Source organism: Heyndrickxia acidiproducens DSM 23148, assembly GCF_000374345.1.
Taxonomy (GTDB): Bacteria; Bacillota; Bacilli; order Bacillales; family Bacillaceae_C; genus Weizmannia; species Weizmannia acidiproducens.
The window spans coordinates 1-16,136 of sequence record NZ_KB893976.1 but is presented as its reverse complement, the minus strand read 5'-3'; the positions used below and the strand labels follow the sequence as shown (position 1 = coordinate 16,136).

14 protein-coding genes are annotated in these 16,136 nt (G+C 45.5%); 4 read left to right on the top strand and 10 right to left on the bottom strand.

What is annotated here, in order from left to right; genetic code table 11:
• Positions 1-29: 29 nt before the first annotated feature.
• The 5 genes from rpoZ to C232_RS0100055 all read right to left on the bottom strand — a co-directional run bounded on the left by rpoZ (position 30) and on the right by C232_RS0100055 (position 4,946).
• The gene (gene rpoZ, locus C232_RS0100075) at positions 30-236 is read right to left on the bottom strand and encodes a DNA-directed RNA polymerase subunit omega (protein WP_018660006.1); all 207 of its coding nucleotides are present in this window, start codon (positions 234-236) and stop codon (positions 30-32) included.
• A gap of 2 nt (positions 237-238) precedes the next feature.
• The gene (gene gmk, locus C232_RS0100070; RefSeq protein ID WP_018660005.1) at positions 239-853 is read right to left on the bottom strand and encodes a guanylate kinase; all 615 of its coding nucleotides are present in this window, start codon (positions 851-853) and stop codon (positions 239-241) included.
• Position 854: 1 nt separating this feature from the next.
• Positions 855-1,139: an extracellular matrix/biofilm regulator RemA gene (gene remA / locus C232_RS0100065; protein WP_026314414.1), complete on the bottom strand. Its 285-nt coding sequence runs from the start codon at positions 1,137-1,139 to the stop codon at positions 855-857.
• Between the two features lie 39 nt (positions 1,140-1,178).
• Positions 1,179-2,054 (bottom strand): YicC/YloC family endoribonuclease, encoded by an 876-nt coding sequence (locus C232_RS0100060; RefSeq protein ID WP_018660003.1) that lies wholly within the window; start codon positions 2,052-2,054, stop codon positions 1,179-1,181.
• Between the two features lie 213 nt (positions 2,055-2,267).
• Positions 2,268-4,946, bottom strand: coding sequence for a cation-translocating P-type ATPase (locus C232_RS0100055; RefSeq protein WP_018660002.1), 2,679 nt, complete (start codon positions 4,944-4,946; stop codon positions 2,268-2,270).
• 156 nt (positions 4,947-5,102) lie between these two features.
• Between C232_RS0100055 and C232_RS0100050 the strand changes: the two genes are divergently transcribed.
• Positions 5,103-6,812: an Rqc2 family fibronectin-binding protein gene (locus C232_RS0100050; protein ID WP_018660001.1), complete on the top strand. Its 1,710-nt coding sequence runs from the start codon at positions 5,103-5,105 to the stop codon at positions 6,810-6,812.
• A gap of 252 nt (positions 6,813-7,064) precedes the next feature.
• Complete coding sequence (locus tag C232_RS0100045) at positions 7,065-8,039, top strand: bile acid:sodium symporter family protein (protein WP_018660000.1); 975 nt, start codon at positions 7,065-7,067, stop codon at positions 8,037-8,039.
• Between the two features lie 41 nt (positions 8,040-8,080).
• Here the strand turns inward: C232_RS0100045 and queE are convergent, their stop codons facing one another.
• The 5 genes from queE to C232_RS0100015 form a co-directional block, all read right to left on the bottom strand.
• Positions 8,081-8,806, bottom strand: coding sequence for a 7-carboxy-7-deazaguanine synthase QueE (gene queE / locus C232_RS0100040; protein ID WP_018659999.1), 726 nt, complete (start codon positions 8,804-8,806; stop codon positions 8,081-8,083).
• A complete protein-coding gene (gene queD / locus C232_RS0100035) occupies positions 8,796-9,287 on the bottom strand; it encodes a 6-carboxytetrahydropterin synthase QueD (RefSeq protein WP_018659998.1) in 492 nt (163 codons plus the stop codon). Before queD ends, queE begins: the two co-directional genes overlap by 11 nt.
• A gap of 162 nt (positions 9,288-9,449) precedes the next feature.
• Positions 9,450-10,313 carry a Cof-type HAD-IIB family hydrolase gene (locus C232_RS0100030; RefSeq protein ID WP_018659997.1) on the bottom strand — a complete coding sequence of 288 codons (864 nt, stop codon included), beginning with the start codon at positions 10,311-10,313 and terminating at the stop codon, positions 9,450-9,452.
• Between the two features lie 83 nt (positions 10,314-10,396).
• Positions 10,397-11,527: an AI-2E family transporter gene (locus C232_RS0100025; RefSeq protein WP_018659996.1), complete on the bottom strand. Its 1,131-nt coding sequence runs from the start codon at positions 11,525-11,527 to the stop codon at positions 10,397-10,399.
• A gap of 258 nt (positions 11,528-11,785) precedes the next feature.
• Positions 11,786-13,186, bottom strand: coding sequence for a glycoside-pentoside-hexuronide (GPH):cation symporter (locus tag C232_RS0100015; RefSeq protein WP_018659994.1), 1,401 nt, complete (start codon positions 13,184-13,186; stop codon positions 11,786-11,788).
• A 299-nt stretch (positions 13,187-13,485) separates the two neighbouring features.
• Between C232_RS0100015 and C232_RS0100010 the strand changes: the two genes are divergently transcribed.
• Positions 13,486-14,055 carry a TetR/AcrR family transcriptional regulator gene (locus C232_RS0100010; protein WP_018659993.1) on the top strand — a complete coding sequence of 190 codons (570 nt, stop codon included), beginning with the start codon at positions 13,486-13,488 and terminating at the stop codon, positions 14,053-14,055.
• A gap of 21 nt (positions 14,056-14,076) precedes the next feature.
• On the top strand, positions 14,077-15,564 hold the full coding sequence (locus C232_RS0100005) for a DHA2 family efflux MFS transporter permease subunit (RefSeq protein WP_169338738.1): 1,488 nt from the start codon (positions 14,077-14,079) through the stop codon (positions 15,562-15,564).
• The last annotated feature ends 572 nt before the right edge of the window (positions 15,565-16,136 follow it).

Sequence of the window (16,136 nt, the reverse complement as noted above, 5' to 3'; positions counted from 1 at the left end):
GAGCAGGCTTCAGCCTTTAAAACCCGTTGTCAGGAAGCCGGTTCGTCCTGTTTGATGCGGAGTGTGCCGGCATAAATCTCTTCCAGCGCTTTTCCGACATATTTATCTGATACATAATGGTCCAGAGTTTCATTGCCATTTTCCTGCAATATACGCGCCCGTTTTGCAGCAATCGTAACCAGCGAATATTTTGAGTCAATAATCTTAAGTAATTCGTCAATAGATGGATACAGCATATTTATTCAACCTCCAAAATTTTCTTGTAGATCTGTGCGACACGCGTGGTTCTGCAATGTTCGGCGACCACAATCGCCTTAATCCGTTCACAGGCGTTCTCTATTTTATCATTTTCCACAACATAATCGTATAAATTCATCATTTCAATTTCTTTGCGGGCTTTCTCCATCCGGCCCCGAATCAACTCTTCCGACTCTGTTCCGCGCAGCGTAATCCGTGACTCCAGTTCCGACAGGCTTGGAGGGGCCAGAAAAATAAACAAGCCTTCCGGGAATTTTTCACGAACCTGTTTTGCCCCCTGCACTTCGATTTCAAGAAAAACATCTCTTCCCGAGTCGATTGTTTCACGCACATAGTCAATCGGCGTACCGTAATAATTGCCGACATACTCTGCGTATTCAAGCAATTTGCCCTGCCTGATCAGTTCCTCAAATTCTTCCCGGTCTTTGAAGAAATAATCCACGCCGTTTATTTCGCCTTCCCGCGGTTTTCTAGTTGTCATTGAAATCGAATACTCGAATTTCGTATCCGGCTGCGAAAAAATGGCTTTCCGTACCGTCCCCTTCCCGACGCCGGACGGGCCGGATAATACAATCAGCAATCCTTTTTTCTTCATTTTATACCTCCTCCCCATCCACATCGCGGTCACTTACACGGTTGGCAACCGTTTCCGGCTGTACAGAAGAGAGAATCACATGCCCGCTGTCCATCATCACAACCGCACGTGTCTTTCTTCCATAGGTCGCATCAATCAGCATGCCGCGGTCCTTTGTATCCTGGATCATACGCTTAATCGGCGCCGATTCCGGGCTCACGATTGAAATGATGCGATTTGCTGAAATGATATTGCCAAAACCGATATTAATTAGTTTTACCAAATGAATCCTCCCCCCACTCGCCATGCACGTATTTTGCGAAACAGCCTCTTCCGCAGCCAACCGTTATTCTATGTTTTGTACCTGTTCGCGCATTTTTTCGAGGATTGTTTTCAATTCAACTACAGCCGTTGAGATTTGCGAAGCATTGGCTTTTGAACCGATGGTATTGACTTCCCTGTTCATCTCCTGAATCATGAAATCCAGTTTCCTGCCGATCGGTTCATCGAGCATGAGCGTTTCCGCAAATTGAAGCAAGTGGCTCTCAAGTCTTGTTATTTCTTCGTGAACATCGGATTTATCGGCAAACAGTGCCGCTTCCTGGGCAATTCTTGCTTCGTCCATCTGCCCGTTCACCAGTTCCTGCATCCTTTTTTGCAGTTTATTGCGATATGTATCTGCAAGTGTTGAAGCATGCGCTTTAATGACGGTAAGATGCTGTGAAACCGAGCCAAGGAGCTGTTCCAAGTCTTTTTGCAGTGCGTTCCCTTCTTTTTCGCGCATGCTTCTTAATTGCCCGGCTGCCTCCCTGCAAGCATCCATGACGAGCACAGAGACTTCTTCATTTTCCGCTTCTATTTCTTCTATTGTAACTAAATCTTCATGATTTAATAACTCGCGAATGCCAAAACCTGATTGAATTCCGTATTTTTGCTGGAGCCGGCTTAGAAACTGGTGGTATTCATCAAGCAGTTCCCAGTCCACACGCAGTTTCCGCCTGACAAGCCCCTCTCCGGCAACTGTAACAAATACATCCACACGGCCTCTTTTGATAAACCGGCCGATCGTTTTCTTTAATTGGTCTTCGATTTTTATCAGCTGTTTTGGCATCCGCATTTGAAATTCGCAGTAACGATGGTTGACAGATTTGATTTCAACGGTCACATTGAACAGTTTCGACCCTTTTTGGCCTCTGCCGTAGCCGGTCATGCTTAAAACCATCTTCTCACGTCCAATCCTCTTGTTTGTTTCCGCAAGAAATTCTGAACCGGCAACATGCTATTATGGTTGATTATACCGCGCCGGTTTCAATAAGAAAAGGAAAATGTAAAGTGCTGCCGGCCCGTTATGATCTGAAAAAGCGGGCTGAAGTTTTCCTTCCAAAAAGAAAAGTAATAGAGTCTCTCCCTATTACTTTAAAGATTATACCATAATTCAATTCTTTTTTCTTATATAATAGGAACCGGCCAGCAGAAATGTCGGAACCGCACTCAGGCATATAATCAGCAGCCAGTCTTTCGGCAGAATTGGAAGCGTATGGAAAATTGGCTGCAGCGCCGGCAAATAAATGACAACCAGCATGAGCAGCACAGATGATAGCACCGCCAGCACAAGATAAAGGTTGCCAAACGGGTTTCGCGCCAGGATTGAGCGCTCGCTGCGGCAGTCAAACACATGGATCAGCTGTGCCAAAACAAGGGTCGCAAAGGCTACGGTCTGGGCATACGCCAGATTATCGGTGTTTTGATAGTAAACCGTCATAAACGCAATTAATGTGACAAGCCCGATTAAAAAGCCGCGCGACACCACTTTCCAGCCGAGCCCTCTTGCAAACACGCCCTCACGCGGATGACGGGGCTTGCGCTGCATGACGTCTTCTTCCGGCTGGTCAAGCCCGAGTGCCATCGCCGGCAGCCCGTCTGTAACAAGATTGACCCAGAGAATCTGGATCGGCACAACCGGCAGCGGCAGCGACAAAAGCATTGCAAACAGCATGACCAGAATTTCACCGACGTTTGAAGCAAGCAGGTAACGAATAAATTTCCTGATGTTTTCATATATATTCCGGCCTTCCTGAATAGCGGATTTGATCGTGGCAAAATTGTCATCCAACAAGATCAGAGAGGAAGCTTCCTTTGCCACATCCGTGCCCGTAATCCCCATGGAAATGCCGATGTCCGCATGTTTAATTGCCGGCGCGTCATTGATGCCGTCCCCTGTCATCGCCACAATATGGCCGCGGTTCTGGAATGCCTTGACAATTTTCAATTTGTGGTCCGGAGACACGCGTGCAAATACAGAAACCTCATCAATCACCTCTTCCAGTTCATCGACCGTCATTTGGTTTAACATGCCGCCGTCCATGACCTTGTGATTCCTTTGCAAAATGCCAAGCTGCCTGGCGATTGCTTTCGCCGTTACTGCATGGTCGCCTGTGATCATCACCGTCCGGATTCCGGCCTCTTTGCATTCTTTAATGGCTTGTCTGACTTCCGGACGCGGCGGATCAATCATTCCCTGTACACCGAGGAAAATCAAGTCTTTTTCAGCATCCTGTTCATGGGCCACTTTTTGCCCGCCGGAAAGCGGCTTGAACGCAATCGCAATCGTTCTGAGCGCCTGTGAGGCCAAGCCGTCAACGGCATCCCGGACCTGTTTGTGGTACTCACCCGACAACGGTTGTTCACGGTGGTCCCACAGCACCGAACGGCTTAAATTCAGCAGCACATCCGGCGCGCCTTTTGTGATCACAAACAGTTTGCCATGTTTATCACGGATCACCATGCTCATCATTTTCCGCGTTGAATCAAACGGGAATTCCTGTTCAATCGTAAACTCTTTTAACAACAGGTCCCTTGTCAGCCCGGCTTTTAAGGCGGATACCAGGAGAGCGCCCTCCGTCGGGTCGCCGTCCACAATATATTCCTCACCCTTTACCTTCAGTTCGGCATGGTTGCATAAAAGCCCGAATGTCAGCAACTGGTATACGCTTTTTTCTTTCAGCGGGTGGATTTCCGTCTCCCCTTGCGTAAATGTACCGTTCGGTGTATAACCGGTTCCCGAAACCTGCCAAGTTTGCCCGCCGCTCCACAGATGGGTCACCGTCATTTTGTTTTGCGTCATGGTTCCGGTTTTATCGGAGCAGATCACAGATGCGCAGCCGAGCGTTTCAACAGCCGGCAATTTGCGGACAATCGCGTTTTTGCGGATCATGCGCTGAACGCCGAGCGAGAGGGCAATGGTAACGATGGCCGGCAGCCCCTCCGGAATCGCCGCTACCGCAAGCGATACACCTGCTAAAAACATTGAATATAAATCATGTCCGCGCCAGACACCGACGAGCACGACAAGCAATGTCAGCAAGAGCGCAACGACAATTAAAATTTTCCCGAGCTGCTCCAGCCTTCTTTGCAAAGGGGTTGTCAGGGCATCGGCATTCTGAATCATATCGGCAATTTCGCCCATTGCTGTTTTCATCCCGGTCCCGGTGACAATCCCGATACCGTTCCCCCTTGTGACCATCGTGCCCATAAATGCCATATTGCGCAGGTCTCCTAAACTGGCATTCTCCCCGGAGAGGGCGGCGCTTGTTTTAGGAGACGGAATCGATTCTCCGGTCAGCGCCGACTCTTCAATTTCTAAATTATTGGCTTTTATGATGCGGATATCGGCCCCAATACGGTCGCCGCTTTCAAATTTTACAATATCCCCGGCCACCACTTCCTTTGACGGGATTTTCAGCCACTGCCCCCCGCGCTGTACATAAACCTGCGGGGCTGAGAGTTCTTTCAGCGCCGCCAAAGATTTTTCGGCCCGGCGTTCCTGGAAAAAGCCGAGAAACCCGTTAATCAGAACAATCGCGACGATGGCAACCGCGTCGACATACTCGCCCAAAAACCCGGAAATGACCGTCGCAGCAAGCAGGACGAGCGTCATAAAATCTTTAAACTGGCTTAAAAAGAGAATGAGGGCAGATTCCTTTTCCCCTTCCGCCAGCTCATTATACCCGTACTGTCTTCTCCTTTTTTCTGCTTCTTTTTCCGTGAGCCCTTTTTCAAGATTGGTGCTTAATGCCTGTTCGACGTCTTTTTCACTCATTTCATGAAACATCATTTACAATACACTCTCCCCTTGCTTCTGCCCAATATCGTCTTACTAGCAACATATTCAGCCCTGTCCAAAAAAATGATATAATTTATCTTGCGGGCAAAGAGAAACGTTTCGGCAATCAGACATTGCCGTGAAAAATAAAGAATTGAGGAATGCCATATGTCTTTTGACGGATTATTTACAAGCGCCATGACAACGGAACTTGTGGACACCATAAAGGGCGGGCGGATTAGTAAAATCCACCAGCCATATCAAAATGAATTAATTTTTATTGTGCGGGCAAACGGCAAAAACCGCCGGCTCCTCTTGTCGGCGCATCCAAGCTATGCAAGAATCCAGCTGACAAACGAGCCTTATGACAACCCGCAGGATCCGCCGATGTTCTGTATGCTGCTGCGCAAGCATCTCGAAGGCTCGGTTATTGAAGAGATTTACCAGACCGGCCTTGACCGCGTCGTCGTATTCGAAATCAAAGGCCGAAATGAGATCGGTGACGTTTCATATAAGCAGCTGTATGTGGAAATTATGGGCCGCCACAGTAATATTATTTTAGTAGAAAAAGATCGCAATCTGATTCTCGACAGTATTAAACATGTGCCGCCTGCCGTCAACACATACCGGACGATTCTGCCGGGGCAGGAATATGTTTTTCCGCCGGAACAGCATAAACGGAATCCGCTCGAAGCAACATGGGAAGATATTATCGCGGCACTGGACTGGAACAGCGGGAAAATGGATAAACAGATCGTCGCGCAATTTGCCGGCGTCTCCCCGCTTTTGGCAAAAGAAATCATGTACCGCGCAAAATATTCCAACCCCGATGCTGTTTCGGATGCTTTTTTGGAAGTTATGGCACAAATAAAAGCGCACGACATCAAGCCGGTGATGATATCCGGTGCGCAAAAAGAATATTTTTATTTTATGCCGCTCAAACATCTTGAAGGCGAAGTCAAATCGTTTGCCACATTGAGCGAACTGCTCGACCGCTTCTATATCGGCAAAGCCGAGCGCGACCGCGTCAAACAGAAAAGCCATGATCTTGAACGCTTTATTAAAAATGAGCTTGAGAAAAATGAAACAAAAATCAAAAAGCTCAAAGCCACTCTTGATGATGCGCAAAACGCCGAGCAATTCCAATTATTTGGTGAGCTGCTGACTGCCAATCTTTATGCCGTTTCAAAAGGCATGGAAAAAATCGAAGTCCAAAATTATTATGATGAAAACGGCGCAACGGTGGAAATTGAACTTGACCCGCGGAAAAGTCCGGCTGAGAACGCACAACATTATTTTTCACGTTACCAGAAAGCAAAGCATGCCCAAACAGTCGTACAGGAACAAATCGAACATGCCAAAAATGAAGTGCGCTATTTTGATAACCTGCTTCAGCAGCTGGAGACAGCTTCCCCTAAAGATATCGGGGAAATCCGTGAAGAACTGGAGGAAGAAGGCTATTTGAAAAGCCGGCACCGCAGGAACACACGCCGGAAAGCAGCGAAAATTGCGCTGGAAAAATACGTGGCTTCAGACGGCACCGCGATTCTAGTCGGGAAAAACAATAAGCAAAACGACTATTTAACAAATAAGGTTGCGGCCAGGGATGATACCTGGCTTCATACGAAGGACATTCCGGGCTCACATGTGGTGATCCGCAGCAAGACCCCGGCAGACGAAACCATTTTGGAAGCCGCGAATCTTGCCGCTTACTTCAGCAAAGCACGCCATTCCGGTTCCGTACCGGTTGACTATACAAAAGTGCGCTATGTCAAGAAACCAACAGGCGCCAAACCCGGATTTGTGATTTATGAAAACCAGCAGACGGTCTATATAACACCGGATGTGGAAAAAGTATTGGCAATGAAAAAAGAATAAAAAAGGTGAAACAGCGTAATGCAAACGGCATTGCGCTGTTTTTTGATCTTTTCAACCAGACGGCAGGTTTCACAGGCTGCTTTTGTCTATTTAGGGGTTCCTACTAGACATTCGGCCGGACTCACAGGCAGTAAGTGGCGAAAAAACCAGATTCCATAACAAATATTTAAAAATATCAAATAATTTATATTGATTTATTTTGTCAGATATTCTATCATTTTATAAAACAGTTTATATTTTGGAGGTTTTCATATGGGAGTCATTGAGAAAGTCAGCACATTTGCCGGAAAAACATTCACCTTGTGGGTGCTGCTTTTTGCGGCTATCGCTTATCTATTGCCACAGCACTTTGTATGGCTGGGCGATTATATTGTTCCTTTATTGGGAATTGTTATGTTTGGAATGGGGCTGACTTTGGAACTATCCGATTTTAAAGAGGTTTTCAGAAGGCCGAAAGAAGTGGCACTCGGGGTCATCGGCCACTTTATCATCATGCCGCTCATCGCTTTTTCACTCGCTTTCGGCCTTCATTTACCAAAAGATATCGCGGTCGGCGTTATTTTAGTAGGGTGCTGCCCGAGCGGAACAGCTTCGAATGTGATGGTCTTTCTGGCACGTGGAAATGTCGCGCTTGCCGTTGCGATTGCTTCGGTCTCCACACTTCTCGCGCCGCTTGTTACACCGCTGTTAATCCTTTTATTTGCCAGCGAATGGGTCCATGTTAGTGTACTGTCTTTATTCCTTTCTATTGTTCAGGTTATCATTGTCCCATTGGCGCTTGGTTTTATCGTGAAAAAATTCTTTGCCAGACAAGCGCGGGCCGGCGCAAAGGCGATGCCGCTCGTATCGGTTGTCGCCATCGTGCTGATTGTTTCCGCCGTAGTTTCCGGAAGCGCTGAAAAAATTGCGCAAACTGCTTTATTGGTCTTTGCCGTTGTCATTTTGCATAACTTGCTCGGCTTTGTGATCGGCTTTTTCTTCGCCCGCTTGTGCGGTATGGATCTCGCCAAACAAAAAGCAGTATCGATGGAGGTCGGGATGCAAAATTCTGGTCTTGGTGTAGCGCTCGCAACAGCCCACTTCTCTCCGCTTGCTGCCGTCCCGAGTGCCATTTTCAGTGTTTGGCATAATTTGTCCGGTTCCTTACTTGCAAATATTTACAGCCGGATGAAAGATAAAAAGGCTGAAAATGCCACACCGGATCACACCGCAAGCCAGCACGTCTGACAAAAAAGCCGCCCTGCCAAAACTGTACAGGACGGCCTTTTTTATACTTTTCGCTTGTTTCCCCAAACCAATGTGTGCAGCTGGGGCAGAACATAAGCATCATTCATTTCCTCAGCATTCAAGGTTAAGTCAATCAGCCATTGATATTTTTGAATGAGCATACTTGATAATTGATCCCGGTCAGGCGAAATGATGTCCGGATTGCCCACTTGCAGATAAAAAGAAACCAATGGAAAACGTTTGTGTATCGTTTTAGCGTAATCAAAATCCTTTTCATCAAACACAACGACTTTTAAACAAAGACGGCTGCCTGAATGGGTTAACTTGCCGACCATCAAATCCAAGCGGTCAAAATTTGTACGCATCCCCGAGCTGGGCGGCTTTGGTGAAATTGTAATGTCATCGACATCTGTTAACCAATCCTGCCAGCGTGATCCCTGTGTCTCAACCGCTGTACGGATATGGTGCTGTTTAAGCAGCTCAATCAGTTCTCCCAGGCCCTTCAGCAAAAGCGGGTTGCCTCCCGAAATCGTGACATGGCTGAAATTTTCCCCTGCTGTTTCTTTCAGTTTCCGGAAGATCTCATCTGCAGTCATCAGCGCAATCCGGTCTCTTTCCTCCCCGTTCCAGGTAAAGGCAGAATCACACCAGCTGCAGGCATAGTCACACCCGGCCGTGCGGACAAACATGGTTTTCTTTCCGATGACCATGCCCTCCCCCTGGATCGTTGGACCAAATATTTCAATCACCGGTATTTTACTTGCCATCTGTTTCTTCCTCCATCCATTCCCGTTTCATCGTTGCATAGCTTTTTGGCGTTTCATATAATACCAGTTCTTCTAATCTTGCCCCCCTGTCCGCGTAATCTTTTTGCTGTTTCAGCCTGTTTCCGATCTCTTCCCACATCCAGACAACCATATTTTCCGCAGTTGTGTTCATCGGCGGAAGCACTTCATTCAAGTATTGATGGTCAAGTTTCTCCTCAATGGCTTCGTGAAATATTTTTTTCAGATCGCCAAAATCAATACTGATGCCAATTTCATTCAAATACGCACTGCATGTGATTTTTACTTTATATGTATGGCCGTGCAGGTTTTTGCACTTTCCTTCATACAAATGCAAATGATGGGCAGCATCGAAAGTAAATTCCTTCGTTACAGCCGTCCGCTTACGATGATATCTCAGTTGCCCTTTCCGAATATCTTTTCCAAATATCTGGACTTTTTCCGGAATATGGTATACGCTCAACGCTTAACACCCTCTCATAATCATTGCTTATTTTTCTATTATACAAGATTAATAAGGAGTATGATTATTTTAGGTTTCCCTTATGAAAAATGTTTATGTGCGTGCCAGGCTTTATCCGCCTTATGGTTAACCGGATCCATATACAACCGTTTTAAACCGTATTTAATGATCATTTTTCAATACATATTTCCGCAGTGCACAGGCCACGCCGTTTTCGTTATTGGTTTTTGTGACATAGGTGCTTTGCTTTTTCACTTCTTCTTCCGCATTTCCCATCGCAATGCTTACAGCGGCTGCTTTAAACATCGAAAGGTCATTGAAATTATCCCCGATTGCGATGGTATCTTTCAGCGGGATGTTTAAATGGCGGGCCATAAAAGTAAGGGCATTGCCTTTGCTGACTTCGGCATGGGCAATTTCCAATTTTGCACGCCCCGATGTGGTCATTGATAAGTCCTGTCTGCCGCTTAACCGGCTGCGGAGTTGCTTTAAACGTTCCGGGCTGAATGACAATACAAAAATTTTGTAGATTTCCAAATGAGGAAGATCCAGTTCACTATAATGATGGAAATAATGAATACCGTACTGCTGGAATTGAAGCTCCATTTGGCCGGCAGCCCAATCGACGGAAAATGTTTCATCTTTTTCATGGAGCGAATCAATTTCAGTTTGCAGCCGTTCCCTTCCCTTTTGCAGCACATACACGCCCTGATTGGTATACAGCTCATAATAATATCCTTGTGCTTCCAGTTCCGGCAGAATCTCATCCATCACTTTATCCGGAAGCAAAAGTTTTTGGATACATTGGTTCGAATGGTATGCAATCGCGCCGTTTCCCGTTATCACCGGACAAGCAAGGCCTGCTTTTTTAAGAATATGCTGCGTATCATGAAGCGAACGCCCTGAACAGGCGGCAACAATATCCCCCTGCCGCTGCATCGCACGAATCACTTTTGCGTTTTCCTCGCTTATCGTTCCATTATCGGCTAATAATGTACCGTCAAAATCAATCGCTATTAGTTTCATTGGATGTCCTCCTTCGTGTAGAAATCCATATTTTATCCAGCAAATCTTGTGACACCGTTGAGCATGAGCACGTACAAATTCCGTCAGCCGGTTCGCGGTGTTTTCAAGCGTTTATTGACGATATTGCTGATGAGTTTATAAAGGGTTGCTGCTACCGGAACGCCTAACAGCATGCCAACCACACCGCCTAATCCGCCACCGATAATGACAGCCGCCAGCACCCAGATTCCCGGCAGGCCGATCGAGGAACCGACAACCCGCGGGTAAATGATGTTCCCTTCCACCTGTTGGAGAACAACAATAAAAATGAGAAAAAACAAGGCTTTCATCGGATCAACCGTCAAAATCATAAAGGCACCGAAAGCCGCACCAAGGTAGGCGCCCACCACCGGGATCAGAGCCGTTGCACTAATGAAGGCGCCCACCATTGCAGCATACGGAAACTGAAAAAGAAACATGCCAAGCGTACACAAACTCCCCAAAATCACCGCTTCCACACATTGCCCGACAATGAAACCGGAAAAGGTTGTATTCGCCACATTTAATACATAATAAACTTTTTCCGCATTTTTTCTTTTTAAAAATGCCTGGATCACCTTGTTCGCCTGTAATGACAGTTTTTCTTTCGCGGACAAAATATAAACGGCAAAAATAATCGCAATGATCAGATTCATGATGCCGCTTGTAAAAGCACCTGCAATCGAAAAGGTGGAATTCAGAATGTCCGTCAATACTTTCGATAAAGAGGATGTTACTTTTTGCGAAATCGAATCCAAATCGACTTGAAGGCTGGAAATTAATTTACCCATATCGGAATATTTATCACCATTTGTTTGAAAGTACGCAACACTTTTATTATAAAACTCGGGAATTGCTTCGATGACAACTGTAATGGCCTGTATCAGTTGCGGGACAATAATTAAAATGAGTATCGATGCGATCCCGAAAATAATCACAAAGGATAAAAGAATGCTGACCGTCCTCCGCGTTTTTGCAACGATTTTACTGCCGGAGTTTGGAAAATAGAAGCGTTCTATTTTTTTCATTAATATATTGAGCACATAAGCAATTGCTCCTCCCAGCACAAGCGGGTAAGCAACGCTCCACAAATGTCTGAATGCATTCATGATCGAATCAAAATACTTAACAGCAAGTACAGCCGCTACGAGCAGCAGGATGTATTTCAACAAAACACTCCATCTTACTTCTCTCATTTATTCCCCTCCCATTTTGTGTAACCCGGCGTTGGGAACTTCCCTGGAGCTTATATCCAAAATCAAACCGGTTAAACTGCCGGATGAATGTAAAGACGTAAGCTTGTCCATCCGGATTAATCCCTACATTGATTATACTTGAATTTGAAATCTTTTGCCGGTTAAATTTCAATTATAAAAAATGAAGCTTTTCACTGCAAAAAAACAGCCTTTGCACCGTTTTCCGCGGATGCGAAGGCTGTTCAATTTCACACAAGGTTAGCGGCGGCTCAAATCTGCCGTAATTTCCTCGTATTTTTGCTCTGTGAGCCTGTAAAAGAAACCAAACACAACAATTGTTGCAGCCGCAAGTACAACCGGATAGATAAACATCAGCGCTTTAATGCCAAAAATGGCCGTTGCGGACTGTACGGCATTCGGCACATAGCCAACCAGCCCGAGTACAAGGCCCGGAATAAACCCGGCAACCGCCTGCGATAATTTGCGAAAAAAAGTAAAGAAGGAATACACAATGCCTTCTGTACGGCGGCCGGTCTTCCACTCCCCGTACTCCACACAGTCGGAAACGAGCGCCCAGTTTAAGCTGTTCACAAAAGCATTTCCAAAAAATGCGAGGCATGCACACAGAATAAAAATCACGGCTTCCTTTGCAAAAAATAGAGCGAGCAAATCTCCCGCAACCCAAATGGCACAGCCAAGCATATAAGTCAGCTTTTTGCCGATTTTTTTCTGTGCCAAAGGGGCGAAAGCAATGCCCAAAAAAGCACAGCCCATACTAAAAAATCCCATATAAGAAACAATGGTCACATTGTTCAGCACGTATTGGCAGTAGTACACCTGGACAGCCAGTTTCACATTGTAAGCGGAAATTGTGAATAAATTAACCAGACTGACGATCATGAGCGGCCCATTTTTCATTAAAGCTTTGTAACTTTCTTTTATGGTGTGCGTCTCTGTTTTTGGTTTGATTTCCACATACCGTTCTTTAATGTTTGCATAAGAATAAATCTGCAGTAAAACGCCCATTAATACAAAGATCGCCACGGTTACAGGGTAGCCGATTTTATTGTTGTCAAACAACAGGACAAGCGGCATAAAACCTACTGTTGTAATCAGCAGCCCGAGGTTTGCGCCTGCCTGCCTGAACGCGGATAATTCAGCCCGTTCATTTAAATTTTTCGTCATGGCCGGTGCCATGGAACCGTATGGTATGCTTGAAATACTATAAATCGTGCCGAAAGCCATGTAAGTAGCAAAGGCCCAGATGATTCTTCCATCCAGCGAGAAGCCGGGCGTGATAAAACTGGTAATGGTCATGAGTGCAAGCGGAACCGCTGTATAGAGAATAAACGGGCGGAATTTCCCTTTCGGCCCGATATGTTTGCGATGGTCAATCCAAGTCCCAATTGTGAAGTCTGAAAAAGCATCCCAGATTTTCGAGACCAAAAATACCATTCCTGCGACTGAAGCAGGCAGTCCTAATGTATCCGTATAAAATTTCAGCAAATAAATCTGGCCGAGGTCAAACATAAAATTATAGCCGATGTCCCCCGCGCCATAGGCAACTTTTTCTTTAAGCGTTAATTGAGGAGGTTTTCTTTTGACTCTTTCAATATTCACTGCTTCTTCTTTTTGCCGGCGGATAAGAGATTGATCCAAAATATAATGCCCCCTTTTTTTAATATGTCTTACCGGAAAATCCCGGTAAGCGTTGCTCAACCCTTATTAAAAGATTGCTGCTGTGATGCTCATCTATTTCCGTAAATAAAGCAGTTAAAACCTATGCCCGCAAATTTCAGGAATTTGTTCCTATCCGTTTTTCAATTTTATCCGTTCCGGTATAGCTGTTTCCTTCGCAATTTTCCAAAAAGAAAAAGACTGTCCTGCCCGTTTGACAATCAAATGAATCAGTGTTACGTTTTTATTTAGACCGATCTATATAATCAAGGAGAATTTCTATGAGTAAGAAACAGAATACGCGGGAAAGCATCATCCACACTGCGAAGTATCTTTTTCAGATCCAGGGATACCATGCGACAGGCATTAATCAAATTATTAAAGACAGCGGGGCCCCAAAAGGCTCTTTGTATTACCATTTTCCTAATGGGAAAGAAGAAATTGCAATTGCAGCAATTGACAGCGTAAAGAACGAGGTGAAAGAGGAAGTACAACTTTTACTATCTTCTTATGAGGATCCTGTCGAAGCTATACAGGCCCAGTTTCTTCATGTCGCATCTAAAGTGCTGAATGATCAGCAAGTTGAGTTTCGCATTGGTTTAATTGCCTCTGAAAGCGTCAGTACAAGTGAAAATATCAGGGAAGCATGCAAAAGCGCGTATCACGAATGGATGTCCTTGATTTCCGATTATCTTGTTCAAAAAGGTTATTCCAGAGAAAGTGCGGAGCAGACGGCTGCCCTTGTTTATATTTTAATGGAAGGGGCCATGACGATGTCGATTACCTACCAGGATGTATCTTTTTTTAAAATGCTGGCTGAAAAAACCCCGTATATTCTAAAGAACACCTGATGTTCTTTTCTGCTGATTATGATGACTGGTCTACTTAAAATCAAAGGGGAGATTTTACCATTGCAAACAGAAGTAAAAAAATTTCCAATTATGCTTGGGCTTTTAATCGGCGGTTTTGTCGGCATGTTCAGTGAAACAGCTTTAAATATCGCTTTAACTTCCTTAATGGGAGACCTGCACATCACAGCTTCCACCGTCCAATGGCTGACAACGGGATACCTGCTTGTTGTCGGCGTTCTGGTTCCGGTTTCCGGGTTACTGATCAGATGGTTTACAACCAGGCAGCTGCTGCTGACCGCATTAAGCGCCTTTATGATTGGCACGCTCATCTCAGCCTTATCCCATACCTTCACTTTATTGTTCGTTGGCAGGCTCATTCAAGGGATCGCCACCGGTATTCTCATCCCGCTCATATTTAATACGGTGATGGCCATTTTTCCGCCGCATAAAAGAGGCGCGGCACTCGGCATTGTCGGCCTGGTCATTATGTTTGCTCCGGCAATTGGCCCGACTGCAGCCGGTTTTATTTTGAGTACACTTACATGGCAATGGATTTTCTGGGTCATGCTGCCATTCCTGATCCTTGCTTTTTTCATTTCTGCTATATTTTGCAGAAACGTAAATGAAGTAACACGGCCGAAAATCGATATCTTCTCTATTGCATTGTCCACCATTGGCTTTGAAGGCATCGTGTTCGGATTCAGTTCCGCCGGTGAAGGTGGCTGGGGAAATACGAAAGTCATTGTTTCGCTTGCCATTGGCGTTATCGGACTGCTGATTTTCGCCATCAGGCAATTGAAAATGGATAAACCCATGCTGAATGTCCGGGCATTCCAGCATAAAATGTTCACGATCGGCACCCTGATGATCATGATTGTCTTCAGCATCATTATGTCATCCATGCTTCTTTTGCCGATGTACTGGCAAAGCGGAAAACTGGTCGCGGTCGCCCTCACCGGTATCCTTCTTTTGCCGGGAGGAATTGTTAACGGGGTGGTTTCTGCTGTCTCCGGTAAAATGTATGATATGTACGGTGCGAAATGGCTCGTCAGAATCGGCTTTATCATCTGTATAATTTCAGCGGCCATGTTTGTAAACATTCAAACAACATCCTCTTTTCTTTTCGTGATCACAGCAAATATTTTGCTCATGATCGGTGCGCCGCTCGTTATGTCCCCTGCGCAGACAAACGGACTGAATGCGTTGCCGAAAGAACTCTCACCTGATGGCAGTGCGATCATGAATACGGCACAGCAAGTGAGCGGTGCCATTGCAACAGCCCTGTCCGCGACGTTCCTGGCCGCCGGTGAACATGCCTATACGCTATCAAACGGGCATAATGCGGCTGAAGCTTTGACAAACGGCGTCCAATACGGGTTTGTTTTTACACTCGTTCTGACCATCATAGGCTTTCTCCTTTCGTTTACGATTAAAACAGTCGGCGTGTATGAAACACCGCAGGAACAGGATAAGAAAATGCGTTTAAAAGAAGAAACAAAATTAGATTGAGCATTAAAAACCCCATTCAGCCGGTTTACAGGCTGAATGGGGTTTTTTATTTCGGCGGTTCTCAGATTGCGGTCTGTCACATCATCGGGATTTTGCCCCGGCCGGCCCCCGTTCATTCCGCAAATTTGATTATACTTCTATCATATTCCAATATTAAAATATAAGGATGAATTTTGCTGCTTCTTGGCTCAGCACTGCCATATTTTACGCCGGGGGCTTTTGCAAGGTCCCGGTATCTTTCTCCGGCATGTAATGGTGAATGAGATTTTGATTCAGAAATATAATCTTGGGTTTTGAGGAAGTAAGGATTATTTTATCATTTTCCGACAGAAGACTCCCACCTCAAGGAATGTGAAGGGCATTAGCCCAATGAATAGGTGGGAGATGAATGTCGGTTGGCGTTAGCCAAAGTTGTTGAAAAGCAGGAACATATGTGCTATTATATATTTGTAAGTTGTTCTTTGAAAACTGAAGATATGAGGTTGTGACAGGAAAAACGTCTGTCACGTAAAATCTTCAACGTTCAATCGCCTACACCATGTATACCGAAGTTGCGAAAACCAAGCTAAAGT

Excerpts from the sequence above, each read along its gene's own strand:
- rpoZ (WP_018660006.1), bottom strand. The coding sequence starts at position 236 with ATGCTGTATCCATCTATTGACGAATTACTTAAGATTATTGACTCAAAA.
- gmk (WP_018660005.1), bottom strand. The coding sequence starts at position 853 with ATGAAGAAAAAAGGATTGCTGATTGTATTATCCGGCCCGTCCGGCGTC.
- remA (WP_026314414.1), bottom strand. The coding sequence starts at position 1,139 with ATGGCGAGTGGGGGGAGGATTCATTTGGTAAAACTAATTAATATCGGT.
- C232_RS0100060 (WP_018660003.1), bottom strand. The coding sequence starts at position 2,054 with ATGGTTTTAAGCATGACCGGCTACGGCAGAGGCCAAAAAGGGTCGAAA.
- C232_RS0100055 (WP_018660002.1), bottom strand. The coding sequence starts at position 4,946 with ATGATGTTTCATGAAATGAGTGAAAAAGACGTCGAACAGGCATTAAGC.
- C232_RS0100050 (WP_018660001.1), top strand. The coding sequence starts at position 5,103 with ATGTCTTTTGACGGATTATTTACAAGCGCCATGACAACGGAACTTGTG.
- C232_RS0100045 (WP_018660000.1), top strand. The coding sequence starts at position 7,065 with ATGGGAGTCATTGAGAAAGTCAGCACATTTGCCGGAAAAACATTCACC.
- queE (WP_018659999.1), bottom strand. The coding sequence starts at position 8,806 with ATGGCAAGTAAAATACCGGTGATTGAAATATTTGGTCCAACGATCCAG.
- C232_RS0100030 (WP_018659997.1), bottom strand. The coding sequence starts at position 10,313 with ATGAAACTAATAGCGATTGATTTTGACGGTACATTATTAGCCGATAAT.
- C232_RS0100025 (WP_018659996.1), bottom strand. The coding sequence starts at position 11,527 with ATGAGAGAAGTAAGATGGAGTGTTTTGTTGAAATACATCCTGCTGCTC.
- C232_RS0100010 (WP_018659993.1), top strand. The coding sequence starts at position 13,486 with ATGAGTAAGAAACAGAATACGCGGGAAAGCATCATCCACACTGCGAAG.
- C232_RS0100005 (WP_169338738.1), top strand. The coding sequence starts at position 14,077 with ATGACTGGTCTACTTAAAATCAAAGGGGAGATTTTACCATTGCAAACA.